This window comes from Aliihoeflea sp. 2WW, assembly GCF_000497755.1.
In the GTDB taxonomy this organism is placed as follows: domain Bacteria; phylum Pseudomonadota; class Alphaproteobacteria; order Rhizobiales; family Rhizobiaceae; genus Aliihoeflea.
In genome coordinates, this window is sequence record NZ_AYOD01000002.1 from 1 (window position 1) to 13778 (window position 13778).

At 64.6% G+C, this 13778-nt stretch carries 13 protein-coding genes; 7 read left to right on the forward strand and 6 right to left on the reverse strand.

Features of this window, described 5'->3' with window-relative positions:
- Nucleotides 1–111 precede the first annotated feature (111 nt).
- The 4 genes from urtA to ALII_RS0102270 all read right to left on the reverse strand — a co-directional run bounded on the left by urtA (nucleotide 112) and on the right by ALII_RS0102270 (nucleotide 4329).
- Entirely contained in the window at nucleotides 112–1404 is a 1293-nt protein-coding gene (urtA, locus tag ALII_RS0102255) for an urea ABC transporter substrate-binding protein (RefSeq protein ID WP_029660118.1), read from the reverse strand.
- A 296-nt stretch (nucleotides 1405–1700) separates the two neighbouring features.
- The gene (locus ALII_RS0102260; protein ID WP_024585714.1) at nucleotides 1701–3272 is read right to left on the reverse strand and encodes a GMC family oxidoreductase; all 1572 of its coding nucleotides are present in this window, start codon (nucleotides 3270–3272) and stop codon (nucleotides 1701–1703) included.
- Between the two features lie 50 nt (nucleotides 3273–3322).
- Nucleotides 3323–3853 carry a twin-arginine translocation signal domain-containing protein gene (locus ALII_RS0102265; RefSeq protein ID WP_024585715.1) on the reverse strand — a complete coding sequence of 177 codons (531 nt, stop codon included), beginning with the start codon at nucleotides 3851–3853 and terminating at the stop codon, nucleotides 3323–3325.
- Between the two features lie 80 nt (nucleotides 3854–3933).
- Complete coding sequence (locus ALII_RS0102270) at nucleotides 3934–4329, reverse strand: VOC family protein (protein WP_024585716.1); 396 nt, start codon at nucleotides 4327–4329, stop codon at nucleotides 3934–3936.
- A gap of 218 nt (nucleotides 4330–4547) precedes the next feature.
- Here ALII_RS0102270 and ALII_RS0102275 point away from each other — a divergent pair, with 218 nt between their 5' ends.
- The 3 genes from ALII_RS0102275 (at nucleotide 4548) to ALII_RS0102285 (ending at nucleotide 6573) form a co-directional block, all read left to right on the forward strand.
- A complete protein-coding gene (locus ALII_RS0102275) occupies nucleotides 4548–4853 on the forward strand; it encodes a ribbon-helix-helix domain-containing protein (RefSeq protein WP_024585717.1) in 306 nt (101 codons plus the stop codon).
- An 82-nt stretch (nucleotides 4854–4935) separates the two neighbouring features.
- Nucleotides 4936–6189 carry a PQQ-dependent sugar dehydrogenase gene (locus tag ALII_RS0102280; RefSeq protein ID WP_024585718.1) on the forward strand — a complete coding sequence of 418 codons (1254 nt, stop codon included), beginning with the start codon at nucleotides 4936–4938 and terminating at the stop codon, nucleotides 6187–6189.
- 63 nt (nucleotides 6190–6252) lie between these two features.
- Nucleotides 6253–6573, forward strand: coding sequence for a cytochrome c (locus ALII_RS0102285; protein WP_024585719.1), 321 nt, complete (start codon nucleotides 6253–6255; stop codon nucleotides 6571–6573).
- 3 nt (nucleotides 6574–6576) lie between these two features.
- On the opposite strand, the gene ALII_RS0102290 is transcribed toward ALII_RS0102285, so the two are convergent.
- On the reverse strand, nucleotides 6577–9156 hold the full coding sequence (locus tag ALII_RS0102290; protein WP_024585720.1) for an ATP-binding protein: 2580 nt from the start codon (nucleotides 9154–9156) through the stop codon (nucleotides 6577–6579).
- Between the two features lie 179 nt (nucleotides 9157–9335).
- Between ALII_RS0102290 and ALII_RS21480 the strand changes: the two genes are divergently transcribed.
- Nucleotides 9336–10052: a flagellar biosynthetic protein FliO gene (locus ALII_RS21480; RefSeq protein WP_024585721.1), complete on the forward strand. Its 717-nt coding sequence runs from the start codon at nucleotides 9336–9338 to the stop codon at nucleotides 10050–10052.
- Between the two features lie 3 nt (nucleotides 10053–10055).
- On the opposite strand, the gene dksA is transcribed toward ALII_RS21480, so the two are convergent.
- Complete coding sequence (gene dksA, locus ALII_RS0102300; protein WP_024585722.1) at nucleotides 10056–10472, reverse strand: RNA polymerase-binding protein DksA; 417 nt, start codon at nucleotides 10470–10472, stop codon at nucleotides 10056–10058.
- 183 nt (nucleotides 10473–10655) lie between these two features.
- Here dksA and ALII_RS0102305 point away from each other — a divergent pair, with 183 nt between their 5' ends.
- The 3 genes from ALII_RS0102305 (at nucleotide 10656) to ALII_RS0102315 (ending at nucleotide 13736) form a co-directional block, all read left to right on the forward strand.
- A complete protein-coding gene (locus ALII_RS0102305; RefSeq protein WP_024585723.1) occupies nucleotides 10656–11150 on the forward strand; it encodes a histidine phosphatase family protein in 495 nt (164 codons plus the stop codon).
- A gap of 70 nt (nucleotides 11151–11220) precedes the next feature.
- Entirely contained in the window at nucleotides 11221–12675 is a 1455-nt protein-coding gene (locus ALII_RS0102310) for a YcjX family protein (protein WP_024585724.1), read from the forward strand.
- Complete coding sequence (locus ALII_RS0102315) at nucleotides 12672–13736, forward strand: TIGR01620 family protein (protein ID WP_024585725.1); 1065 nt, start codon at nucleotides 12672–12674, stop codon at nucleotides 13734–13736. Before ALII_RS0102310 ends, ALII_RS0102315 begins: the two co-directional genes overlap by 4 nt.
- The last annotated feature ends 42 nt before the right edge of the window (nucleotides 13737–13778 follow it).

Consider the following 13778-nt stretch of genomic DNA (forward strand, 5'->3'; position numbering starts at 1 on the left):
TGGGAGATGGCCGGCAGGCCAGAGGGGGGCAACGTAGGGCATCAGCGAAACCGGTGATCTGCTTGGGAGTTGAGAGGCCGCACTCGTCGGCCTCTCGATGACGCGAAAAGATCAGTTTGCCGCAGCCTGCGCACCGCCGCAGGTTTCGGTCTCGGTGTTGAAGTTTCCGCAGTTGACCGGGTCGGTCCAGTCGGCTTCGAGCACCGCAGACTCCGGCAAGAAGTCGGACCAGGCGTCGCCGGGGACGAGGTCTTCGGTTTCCCAGACGACGTCGAACTGGCCGTCGTCCTGGATCTCGCCGATCAGCACCGGCTTGGTGACGTGGTGGTTGGGCAGCATGACCGCCGTGCCGCCGGTCAGGTTCGGGACCTCGACGCCGACGATGGCATCAATGACGGCGTCGGCTTCGGTGGAGCCGGCCTTCTCGACCGCTGCGACCCACATGTTGAAGCCGATATAGTGGGCTTCCATCGGGTCGTTGGTGACGCGCTCCTCGTCGCCGATGAAGGCGTGCCAGGTCTCGATGAACTCGGCGTTCTCCGGCGTGTCGACGGACATGAAGTAGTTCCAGGCGGCGAGGTGGCCGACGAGCGGGGCGGTGTCGAGGCCGGCGAGTTCCTCTTCGCCGACCGAGAAGGCGACGACCGGGATGTCCTCGGCGGCGACGCCCTGATTGCCGAGCTCGCGGTAGAACGGAACGTTGGCGTCGCCGTTGATGGTCGAGACGACAGCGGTCTTCTTGCCCGACGAGCCGAATGCCTTGATGTCGGACACGATCGTCTGCCAGTCGGAATGGCCGAACGGCGTGTAGTTGATCATGATGTCCTCGGCGGCCACGCCCTTGTCCTTGAGATAGGCCTCGAGAATCTTGTTGGTGGTCTGCGGGTAGACGTAGTCGGTCCCGGCGAGCACCCAGCGCTCGACGCCTTCGTCGTTCATCAGGTAGTCGACGGCCGGGATCGCCTGCTGGTTCGGCGAGGCGCCGGTGTAGAAGACGTTGCGCTGGCTCTCCTCGCCCTCATACTGGACGGGGTAGAACAGCAGGCCGTTCAGTTCTTCGAAGACCGGGAGCACCGACTTGCGGCAGACCGAGGTCCAGCAGCCGAAGACGGCGTCGACGCCGTTCACCTCGTACATCTCGCGCGCCTTTTCCGCGGCGAGCGGCCAGTCGGACGCGATGTCGATGACGACCGGCTCGAGCTGGCGGCCAAGCAGACCGCCCTTCTTGTTCTGCTCCTCGATGAGCATCAGCATGACGTCCTTCAAGGTCGTCTCCGAAATCGCCATCGTGCCCGACAGCGAATGGAGGACGCCGACCTTGATCGGTCCGTCCTGCGCGGCGGCAGCCGACATCAGAAGACCGCTGGCGACGGCCGCGGCTAGCGTTTGACGAATTCCCCTCATGATTGCCTCCAATGGCATTCTTGTTTGCACCGCAATATCGGTTGCAACCGGCATGCCAAGCTCGGCCATGATGAGGATGGCTGAAGGCTTCTCAACGTTTTCATGCGCTTACGGCATTTGGCTGTGCCGGTATTGGCGGAGCCGATATTGGCGTGCAGCGCGTGTTGAGGATTATCTGCGCAGTGATCTCGCTATCGTGATTAATTGTTGTGCGTCTGCGAGGTAGAGAATTTTCTGCACAAAAAAAGGGCGATATCGACATGCGATATCGCCCGAGTCCGCGGGGGATGATGGGATCAGATCGTGCCCGACGACATTTCCTTGGCGATGTGGTCGGCCTGGCGGATGGCGAGCGCGACGATGGTCAGAGTCGGATTTTCAGCCGCGCCGGTGGTGAACTGGCTGCCGTCGGAGACGAACAGGTTCGCGATGTCGTGCGTCTGGCCCCACTGGTTGACGACGCCGTCCTCCGGCTTCTCGCTCATCCGGTTCGTGCCCAGATTATGGGTCGAGGGATAGGGCGGGGTCGGGAAGGTGCGGGTCGCCCCGACCGCATCGTAGAGCGCCATGCCCTGTTGGTAGGCGTGGTTGCGCATCGCGGTGTCGTTGGGGTGATCGGTGAAGGCGACGTCCGGGACCGGCATGCCGTATTTGTCCTTCAACTCGGCATGGAGCGAAATCCGGTTGGTCTCCTGCGGCATGTCCTCGCCGACGATCCACATGCCGGCCATGTGGTCGTATTGATCGAGCGCCGACGTGAAGGACCGGCCCCATCCGCCCGGATTGAGGAAGGCGGCCATGAAGGGAAGGCCGAGCGCCAGCGTTTCGAGCTCGTAGCCGCCGACGAAGCCGCGGGACGGATCGTGCCTCGCCTCGTCGCGGATGATGCCGGCCATCGTCGTGCCGCGGTAGAAATGGACCGGCTGGTCGAAGACGGCGTAGACCGAGCCGGTCGTGTGCCGCATGTAGTTCCTGCCGACCTGGCCGGACGAGTTGGCGAGGCCGTCCGGATATTTCGACGAGGCGGAGTTGAGGAGCAGGCGCGGGCTTTCGATGGAGTTGCCGGCGACGGCGACGATGCGGGCTTTCTGTTCCTGCAGATTGCCGTCCTTGTCGGCATAGACGACGCCGGTCACCTTGCCCGAATCGTCGTGCTCGATCTTGATGACGTGGCTGTCGGGACGGACTTCAAGCTTGCCGGTCGCCTCGCCCTTGGGGATTTCGGTGTAGAGCGTCGACCATTTGGCGCCCCACTTGCAGCCCTGGAAGCAGAAGCCGGTCTGCTGGCAGCCCATGCGGTCGTCGCGGAAGTCGGAATTGATGGCCATGTTGCCGGTGTGGCAATCCTTGTAACCAAGCTTGTCGGCGCCGGCCTTCAGGATCTTGAAGTTGTTGTTGCCCGGCAGGCCCTCGATGCCGTGGGTCCGGGTGACGCCCATCTTGTCCTCGGCCTTCTCGTAGTAGGGCTCGAGATCGGCAAGCGTGATCGGCCAGTCGAGAAGGTTGGCGCCTTCGACCGCACCGTAATTCGTCAGCGTCTTGAACTCGTGTTCCTGGAAGCGCAGCGAGGCGCCGGCCCAGTGGGTGGTCGTGCCGCCGACGGCCTTGACGATCCAGGCCGGAAGATTGGGGAAGTCCTTCGACACGCGCCAATCGCCGGACGTGGTGCGGTTGTCGAGCCAGGCGAGCTGGCCGAAGCTGTCCCACTCGTCGTTGATGAAGTCCTCGTATTCGATGCGCGGCCCGGCTTCGAGCACGACCACGTCGACGCCCTTCTGAGCAAGTTCGTTGGCCAGCGTTCCGCCGCCGGCGCCCGAGCCGATGATGACGACGACCGTGTCGTCGGTAAGTGCATAAGGAGCAGGCATGATATCCTCCCGGAAACCTGTCTATGGCTGAATGGTCGGGTCGAGCGGGATCAGAGCCACTCGATGTCGTCGAAGCCGCGGGTCATGTAGCCGCCCTGGGAGAAGGACTCGCCCTCGTAGCCGAATAGCGGCCAGAGTTCCTTCTGGTTGTAGAGCCCGACGACCATTCCGCCGCGCACCGCCTGGAAGAACGGGGTGGTTTCGATCGCCTGCAGCAGCTTGACGCGGTCTTCCTCCCAACCGACACCACGATAGCCGCCCTCGCCCGCGCGCTGGTCGAGATTGGCGATGCCGGATTCGATCAGCTCCTTGTGGGCCGCGTCGCTACCGGACTTAGTGTCGTGGTCCTTCATCGCGATGGCGTAGAAACGCTCGGCGACCTGATCGTGCGGATAGACGTCGCGCGCCATCTGGATGAGCGTTGCCATCGTGTCCGGCTTCAAGGCCGTGGGCTCCATGCCCCAAGCCTGCTGCGGGCTGATGACGGCGCTGCCCGTCACGACGAGGACGAGAGCGGCGCCGCCGCCCTTCAGCAATGCCCGCCGCGAAAGAGCGGGCTCTCTTTGATAGACTGTAACCATGGTTTCCTCCCTGGCTTGCTGGTCGCGCCGATGGCGCGATTGACTGGCTTGGGCCCCGCCTCCCCGCGCGGCCCCTCAGATCATTTGTAGCGTCCGTGTCTTTGCAGCACCTCGATCTTGTATCCGTCGGGATCGGCGACGAAGAAGAACCGGGCGATGAGCCGCCCCTCGTTCTTGAACTCGACGATGTCGCGCGGGGCGAGATCATTGGCCTTGAAGCGGGCATGCTCGGCATCGAGATCGTCGACGCAAAAGGCGATGTGGCCGTAGCCGTCGCCGAGATCGTAAGGATCGGTCCGGCCCTTGTTGACAGTCAGTTCGACCTCGAAATCGGCATCCGCATTGCGCAGATAGACCAGCGTGAACGTCTCGAAATCGAGCCGGTCGGCAATGTCGAGCCCGAAGGCCGTCCTGTAGAAATCGATCGACCGCTGTTCCTCAAGAACCCGGATCATCGAATGAATTGCTTTCGCCAAATCGGCCTCCGCATCGTTGCTTCGATTAGGATTATGGTCCGTCCCGCCGGCCTGTGGTGGCAGCGGGCTACTACGGATGAAGCGGACGAAGATGCGCCGTGCTAAAGTACGACTTGCTCTCGCGCCGCCCTTCCAGGAGATTTGAAGAATTGCAGGGCGGCGTGATCGTCACGGCGTCGCTGGACGTACAAGAAAAACAATGTCGCGGAGGAAATGTCATGTGCAGGGTGTTCGCCGGACAAGATCCGGAAGGCTACCGGCCGGTCAACCGGTCGGTGCGTATAGGCGGTCATTCGACAAGCATCCAATTGGAGGCGACGTTCTGGCTGCTGCTCGACGAGATTGCGCAGTCGCAAGGGCTGTCGACGCCGAAATTCCTGTCGAAGCTCTATGACGAGGCGATCGAGATCAACGGCGAGATTCCGAACTTCGCCTCGATGCTGCGCACGACCTGCGCGCTCTATCTGCGCGGTCACCGGCCGCAGGATGGCGAACTGGAAGCGTTGCGGCACGAGGCGGCATAATTTTCGTGTAGTAGCCGGCTACCACCACTGTTGATCGGCCGGGTCTGATCTTCCTTCCGCAAGGTAATTCTGGGAGGAAGCCATGAACAAGACTAGTCTGCTCGCAGCAGCAGCACTGATGATGGCGAGCGCATCGACGCTCGCCTTTGCACAGACGCAGGATTCGAATCTCGAGCGTCTGAGCAATTTCCAGACGACGGGAACGAGCCAGTTCGAGGTCATCGAGCAGGGCGGCGAGAAGGCCGAGGCGATCCGCCGAATTCTCGAAAAGGTGCGGGTGCCGAGCGGTTTCAAGATCGACCTCTACGCGATCGTGCCGGATGCGCGGCACATGGCGGTCGGCCCGCAGGGCATCGTCACTTTCGTGGGCACGCGCAAGACCAAGGTCTGGGCCGTGACCGACCGCGACAAGGACCGGGTGGCCGACGAGGTCAAGGACTTCGCACCCTCGCTCGCCATGGCGATCCCGAACGGACCGTGCTTCTCGCCGGAGGGCGTGCTCTACATCGCCGAGCAGAACCGGGTTCTGTCCTATCCCGCCGCCGAGTTCTTCTACGAAAGCCCCGACGTCGCCGCCTTCAAAGTGATGGAGACGCTGGTGCCGGAGGCGGAGGTTTCCTACAACCACACCGCGCGCGTCTGCCGCGTCGGGCCGGACGGCAAGCTCTACATCTCGCTTGGCCAGCCCTTCAACGTGCCGCCGCCCGAGAAGAAGGAGCTCTACGAGCGCGAAGGCATCGGCGGGATCATCCGTGTCGGCCAGGACGGCAAGGGCCGCGAGGTCTACACGCACGGTGTGCGCAATTCGGTCGGTCATGACTTCAACCCGGCCAATGGCGAACTGTGGTTCACCGACAACCAGGTCGACGGCATGGGCGACGACATTCCGCCTGGGGAACTCAACCGGCAGACCGCGGCCGGCGAGCATTTCGGCTTCCCCTGGTTCGGCGGCGGGTCGATCCGCACCAACGAATACAAGAGCGAGGAGCCGCCGGCCGGGGTGATCGCGCCCGCAGTCGAGATGGACGCGCATGCGGCCGATCTCGGCATGACGTTCTATTCGGGGAACCAGTTTCCGCAGAAATATCGCGGCGGCATCTTCTCGGCGCAGCACGGCTCCTGGAACCGCACCACGCCCGTTGGCGCGCGGGTGATGTTCACCGCCGTCAACGAAGACGGCAGCGCAGGCGAGACGGAAGTGTTCGCGGAAGGCTGGCTCGACGAGAACGGCGAATATCTCGGACGTCCCGTCGACGTGGCGCAGTTGCGCGACGGCTCGATCCTCGTCTCCGACGATCTCGTCGGCGCGATCTACCGCATCTCCCACGGCAACTGACCATCGTCCGAAAGGCCTCCCGGAACAGATCCGGGAGGCCGGTCGACGCATTTTGGAGCAAACATGAAAACAGCTTTGTTGCTGGCCGGCATGATCGGCCTTTGGACATCAGGTGCACTGGCGGCCGATCCTGCCGAAGGCCGCAAGGTCGCGGCGCGCTGCCAGGCATGTCACGGCATCGACGGTATCGCCAAGCTGCCGATCGCCCCCAATCTGGCCGGCGAGAGCGCAGGCTATCTCGAAACGCAGTTGAAGGCGTTCAAGGACGGCAAGCGTGAGAACGCGATGATGACGGTCGTCGTGAAGGATCTGACCGCCGAACAGATCGCCGATGTCGCGGCCTGGTACGAATCGATCGAAGTGACGGTCAAGTTGCCGGAATAGGCCTCAAGGCTGGTCAAGCATGTCCTTGACCACCGTGGCGAGCTGCTTGAGCGAGAAGGGCTTGGGCAGGAAGCCGAACTTCGCTTCCGGCGGCAGGTTCCGGGCAAACGCATCCTCCGCGTAGCCCGACACGAAGACGAACTTGATGTCGGGCTGAATCTTCAGGAGTTCGCCGAGAAGCGTCGGCCCGTCCATTTCGGGCATCACCACGTCCGAGACGACGATGTCGACCTTGCCGGCCAGCCCGTGGAAGATTTCGAGCGCCTCGACGCCGGAAGAAGCCTCGTGGACGGTGTAGCCGCGTGACGACAGGGCGCGCACGCCGCCCATGCGCACCGCGTCCTCGTCCTCGACCAGAAGCACGGTCGCGGTGCCGGAGAGGTCCTTGGCCGCGCCGTTCGTCTTTGCAGCGGGAATTTCGGCAGGAGCTTCGCTCGCCGCCGCATCCAGCGCTGCCGCGACATGGCGAGGCAGGAAGATGCGGAAGACGGTCCCAGTGCCCTCCTCGGAGTCGCAGAAGATGTAGCCGCCGGTCTGTTTGATGATGCCGTAGACCATGGAAAGGCCGAGGCCAGTACCCTTGCCGACTTCCTTCGTGGTGAAGAACGGCTCGAAGATTTTCGAGATCACTTCGGGCGGAATGCCGGTTCCCGAATCCTCGACCTCGAGCATGACGTAGTCGGCCGGGGCCAGTTCGCGGTAGCCGAAGGCGGCGCAATCGGCGGCGAGAACGTTGCGGGTGCGGACCGCCAGCATGCCGCCCTCGGGCATCGCGTCGCGCGCGTTGACCGCCAGATTGACGACGACCTGCTCGAACTGGCCGATATCGGCCTTGACGGGCCAAAGGTCGCGTCCGTGTTCGACGGAGAGCTGGATGTCCTTGCCGACGAGGCGAACGAGGAGCATCCGCAGGTCGGCGAGGACATCGGTCAGGTTCAGCACTTCGGGACGCAGCGTCTGCTTGCGCGAGAAGGCTAGAAGCTGGCGCACGAGCGAGGCCGCGCGGTTGGCATTCTGCTTGATGTTCATGATGTCGGCGAAGGACGGGTCCGACGGCCGGTGGCTGGTCAGTAGGAGGTCCGACGCCATGATGATGGCGGTCAGGACGTTGTTGAAGTCGTGCGCGATGCCGCCGGCGAGCTGGCCCACGGCCTGCATCTTCTGGCTTTGCGCCATCTGGCCTTCGAGCGCCTTCTGCTCGGTGGTCTCGACGGCGTAGACGATCGCCGCTTCCTCGGCGCCGTCCTCGCCACCGGCGTCGGCGACGGCGTTGACGTAGAAGCGCAGATAGCGCTCCTCGTTGCCGGGCAGGACGGTGTCGATCGGCGCGATGTCGGCCTGGCCGTGCTTTGCCGCTTCCAGCGCCGACCGGAAGGCGTCGTGGTTACGCGGATGGATGACGCGCTCCAGGGGAGCGCGGCCATCGATCGCATCGCGGTCGACGACGCTGGAAAAGAGCGACAGGAACGGCGCATTGGTGCGCAGGATGCGCCCCTCGCCATCGATGCCGGCAATCGCCATCGGCGTCGAATTGAAGAAGCGGGTGAAGCGGATTTCGGAGGCGCGCAGCTCGGCAGACGAATCGGTGCCCTCGGCCCGGTTGAGAACGATCGTGCGGCTGGTCGCGGCTATGCCTTCGCGCGAACTCGCCACACGGTGCATGATGCGCACCGGTATCGCGGCGCCCGAAATGGCCATCAGGTCGAGATCGACGACCGCGTCGCGGGTCGATCCGGGCTCTGCCTTCACCGACGACAAGAGCGCCATTCCGTCACCGGCGACGATCTGGGACAGGCGGACCGAGCCGGGCACGAAGTTGGCCAGATCGATCCCGAGCCAGTCTGCGAGCGTGGCGTTGAGATAGGTCAGGCGGCCCGAGGTGTCGGACGCGAAGAAGCCGGCGGGGGCGTGGTCGAGGTGGTCGATGGCTTTTTGAAGATCGAGGAAGAAGCGTTCCTGTTCGGCGCGTTCGTCGGAGATATCGACGAGAGTCCAGAGGGCGGCGGGCTGGCGCATCTCGAGAATGCGGAAGGTGCGAGCCGAGGCGCGATACCACCGCGCACCACCCTCGCCGCCGGCACGCAGCGGGCGTGGCAGCCGAAATTCGCCATCGGCGTTGCGACCGTCGCGGATCGCGGTTGCGAGCTTGTAGATTACCTGCGCGGCTTCGGGACTATCGGCCAGAAGCGCCTCGATGGTCCGGGTCTCCTCCGGCGAGGTGGCGCCGGTCAGGTCTGCGTAGGCGCGGTTGGCGTAGAGAATGCGGCCTTTTGCATCAGTGACGACCATGCCCTGCGCCGAGCTGTCGACGAGCGCGCGCGACAGACCGTCCGAAGGCGAACGTCCGGCGACGTGGACAAAGCCGATCGCGGCCGCGAACAGGAAGCCGACGCCGATCATCGCCAGAACGCCGAGCAGGCCAAGCAACGTGTTCGCGCTCAGAAGATCGTTGAAGACGATCAGAACGACGGCGCAGATGACGAGCGCGATGATGAAACCGATCAGCCGCGACAGCGTCGACATACGGGCATTCTGGTCGACGATCGGCGCCGGATTGAGCTCGCCGCCACTCTTTTGCGCCATGAAGGCGGTCCCCCAACCGATCGGATCATTCGAGATGACACCGGCATACATCATCGCAACGCGAAGCTGCAAGGACGGCACCGGCGGCGGGGAAAGCTTCGTTCCAGTCTCGACGCAACCGGTTGACGCCTGACGCGTTGCGGAGTTTAGCGTCTACTTAATTACGAGCGGAGACAGACATGCCGACATGGTTTGAGGATATTGCGGGCCCCGGATATGCGGGGGCCGTCATGTGGACGCTGGTCGCACTCGTGGCGCTGGGCGTGATCATGCTGATCGTGAAGATCGTCCGGAGGGTTTCGGGCGGGACGTTCTCATCCTCCGGCAGCTACCGGTCGCGGCTTGCCGTGATGGATGCCGCCGAAGTCGACACGCAGCGCCGGCTCGTGCTGGTGCGCCGCGACGAAGTCGAGCATTTGATCATGATCGGCGGGCCGACCGATATCGTCATCGAGCAGAACATCACCGGCCCGGGGCGCAGTGTTCCGCAGACCGCGACAGTGTCGCCCGCTCCAGAGCGCCAGCCGGAGCCGGTGCGCGCCGAACGGCAGGTGGCCGCGCAGCCGGCCGTCGATCATCGTGAGCCCCCTGCCGCGCCGGCTCGCCGTCCGGTCGAGGTGCCGGTCGTCGAGAGGCGCCAGCCGATTGCGCCTGCGCCCTCACCCGCGCCATCCCCGTATGCACCGGTGGCGCCCGCAGCCGCGCCGCGCGTCGAACCGCGCCAGGAACCGGCAATCGCCGAACGCGTCGCTGCGAGCGAGCCGACCGTCGACGAGGCGATGGTTTCGGAATTCGAACGGGATTTCAAGTCGAGCGAGACGCCGCAACGTCGGGAGCCCTCGATCGAGGACGAGATGGATCGCCTGCTCAATGAAGCGCCGCGGGAGCGGCGCTGACCGCTACTCGTCGCGGTAGACCTTCTCGCGGCGCTCGTGACGTTCCTGCGCCTCGATGGAGAGGGTCGCGATGGGACGGGCGTCCAGGCGCTTGAGGGAGATCGGCTCGCCGGTCTCCTCGCAATAGCCGTAGGTGCCTTCGTCGATGCGCTGCAGCGCGGCGTCGATCTTGGAGATCAGCTTGCGTTGCCGGTCGCGGGCGCGAAGCTCGATGGCCCGATCGGTTTCGGACGACGCGCGATCGGCCAGGTCGGGGTGGTTGGCGTTTTCGCGCTGGAGGATGTCCAGCGTCTCGCGCGCCTCGCGCAGAATGTCGTTCTTCCAAGAAACAAGCTTGGTCCGGAAGTATGATTTCTGCCGCTCATTCATGAACGGCTCATCTTCGGATGGCATATAGTCAGACTCGATAGCCTTGCTCATCAGACTCACCCCACAGAAGCAATCCGGCGCCTATATATTCGGGCGACTTGGCCCATACAAGCACTAAGAATTGCCATCTCACGCATTTGTCAGCCTTCCGCGATTAAGCAACGGGCGGGACTAACGCTTGTGCCGGACGCGCCGGGAAGCTAGGCCTAAGCGGAATGGCGACTGGGGGACCCGATGCCGCGACTTTATCTCCTGCGTCATGCCAAGGCGCGATGGGCCGAGCCCGGACAGCGCGATTTCGACCGCTCGCTCGATCCATCCGGCGTCGCCGACGCGAGGCGGCTCGGCACTTATCTGCAGGAGAGCGAAAGCAGGCCGGAGCGGATCGCCGCCTCATCGTCGACCCGTACGCGCGAGACGGTGGCCGCTCTCGGCGACCTTTTCGCGAAGGGCGACGTCGCCTATCTGGACAGCCTCTACGAGGCGACTGCCGTGCAGGCGCTCGACATCGTCCGCAAGCAGGCCGGCGACGGCGACCTGATGATCGTCGGACACAACCCGGTGATGGAGGATCTGGCGACCGCGCTGGTCGGCGCCGATGCGGCCGCGCTGAAAGCCGGGTTTCCGACCTGCGGCCTTGCAGTCATCGCGTTCGACGTCGCGCTTTCCGCCGCCGAGCCGGGAACGGGCACGCTCGAACTCTTCTGGACGCCCGCCGGCGTGAAATAGGCCCTGCCCCTGTTGCGGCGGGCCCTGCGCACCTATCTCGTCTCCAGACAGGCAGCCCGGGAATTCGCATTTGGCATCGCAGACAAATCTGGGCGACGAAGCCCGTCTCGCACTCGAAACCTTTGCCGGCCGGACCGCCGGCCTTCTTTCGCCGTCGCTGCGGCTGGGCGTGACGGGGCTTTCGCGTGCCGGCAAGACGGTCTTCATCACCTCGCTCGTCCACAACATGCTGCATGGCGGGCGGCTGCCGATGTTCGACGCGATGAAATCCGGCCGGATCGCCAAGAGCTACCTCGAACACCAACCAGACGACGCCGTGCCGCGCTTCCAGTACGAGGATCATGTCGCAGCGCTGGTTGGCGAGCGCATATGGCCCGATTCGACCCGCGCGATCTCGGAACTGCGGCTGACGATCGACTATGAATCCGCTTCCGGCTGGGGGCGGATGTTCTCGCCCGGCCGGCTGTCGCTGGACATCGTCGACTATCCCGGCGAATGGCTGCTCGACCTGCCGCTCCTGTCGAAAAGCTACGAGGAATTTTCGCGCGATGCGGTGTCGCTCGCCGAATTGCCGGTTCGCGCGGGCCTTTCGCGCGAATGGCGTGAGCTGGCCGCGACGATCGACCCCGCCGCCGAGGCAGACGAGATGACAGCGCGGCGGCTGGCAGAGGCGTTCACGCGCTACCTCAAGGCCGGCAAGGACGATCGCAGTGCGCTTTCGACTTTGCCGCCGGGCCGTTTCCTGATGCCGGGCGACCTTGAAGGCTCGCCGGCGCTGACCTTCTCGCCCCTGCCCGCGCTTGGCGACGCAAGGCCTGCTCCCGGTTCACTTCATGCGATGATGGCGCGGCGCTACGAGGCGTATAAATCGCATGTCGTACGGCCGTTCTTCCGCGACCATGTCGCCAAACTCGACCGGCAGATCGTGCTCATCGACGCGCTGCAGGCGCTAAATGCCGGTCCTGCGGCCGTCGCCGACCTCGAACGTGCGCTGACGGAAATCCTCTCCTGCTTTCGTCCTGGCGCCCGCAACATCCTGACCGATCTGTTTTTACGCCGGATCGACCGCATCCTGATTGCCGCGACCAAGGCCGACCATCTCCATCACGAGAGTCATGACCGGCTCGAGGCGATCGTGCGGCGGCTGGCCGACCGGGCGATCTCGCGGGCGAGCGCGAGCGGGGCCGAAATCGAGGTTTTGGCGATGGCGGCCGTGCGGGCGACGCGCGAGGGCACGGTGCGCGAGAATGGCGATACGCTGCCCGTCATCATCGGAACGCCGCTTCAAGGTGAAACGATCGGCCGCGACACGTTCGACGGCGCAACCGAAACAGCCATATTTCCCGGAGACTTGCCACGCGATCCGAAGGTTGCGCTGGAGGAAAGCGGCAATCGCGCGCCGATCCGTTTCGTGCGGTTTCGGCCGCCCAAACTGGAGCGTACGAGCGAAGGGGTGACGCTGTCGCTGCCGCATATCCGGCTCGACCGGGCCTTCCAGTTCCTGCTTGGAGACCGTCTGGCATGAGCCGCGAGCGCGAACCCCAATCCTTTGCCGTGCCGGGTGCAAAGCCTGCCATGACCGTTGCGCCGCAGCGCGAGCCGCGCGCGCTTTCCGGACGCGATCTCGAGCGCATCGAGGAAGCGGAAATCGACGTCTTCGACGGGGTCGACACCGAGGCCCCGCCGCCGGCCCTGCCGCGACGGCGGCGCGGTTTGCGGCTCGGGCGCATCTTCGCGGGTGCGTTCGGCCTTCTCGTCAGCTTCGCCGTCGGGTTGTGGGCCGAGCGGGTCATCACCGACCTCTTCGCGCGATCCGAGGCCCTCGGATTCGTCGGCATCGGGCTTGCCGCAATTGCGGCTCTGGCGCTGGTCGCGATCCTCATTCGAGAGGGTTTGGCGCTGGCGCGGCTGCAATCGGTGACGCGGCTGCGCACCGAATGCGAGCGCGTGCTGCGCGACGGGCGGCTCGTCGAGGCGCGCAGTTTCGTCGACAGGCTGAAGGCGCACCTTGCCGCACGACCGGAGACCGCGGCCGGGCGCGCGCATCTCGATGCGCTGCGCGACGACGTGATGGACGGGCCGGATCTGGTGCGCCTCGCCGAAACCGAACTCGTCGCGCCGCTCGACGCCGAGGCGAAGCGCCTGATCCTCGACGCGGCCAAGCGCGTCAGCGTGGTGACGGCGGTCAGTCCGCGCGCGCTCGTTGATGTCGCCTATATCCTGTTCGAATCAGGCCGCCTGATCCGTTGGCTCGCCGAACTCTACGGCGCACGGCCCGGTACGCTCGGCTATTTCCGGTTGGTGCGAAACGTTCTGGCCCATCTGGCGGTCACCGGCGTCATGGCCGTCGGCGACGAGTTCGTCCACCAGGTCGTCGGTCAGGGGCTTGCCGCGCGGCTTTCGGCCAAGCTTGGCGAAGGCGTCGTCAATGGCGTCATGACCGTGCGCGTCGGCCTTGCGGCCATGGAAGTGGTGCGGCCCCTGCCCTTCCACGCGGTCAAGCGGCCGGGCGTCGCCGACTTCATCGCCAGCCTTGCGTCTTTTGCGACACGGCGCGGACGCGAAACATCGCCGCCGCAACAATAGGCTTGCGCACGCCGCGAAGCTGACTCATTGTCGGGCGCATTG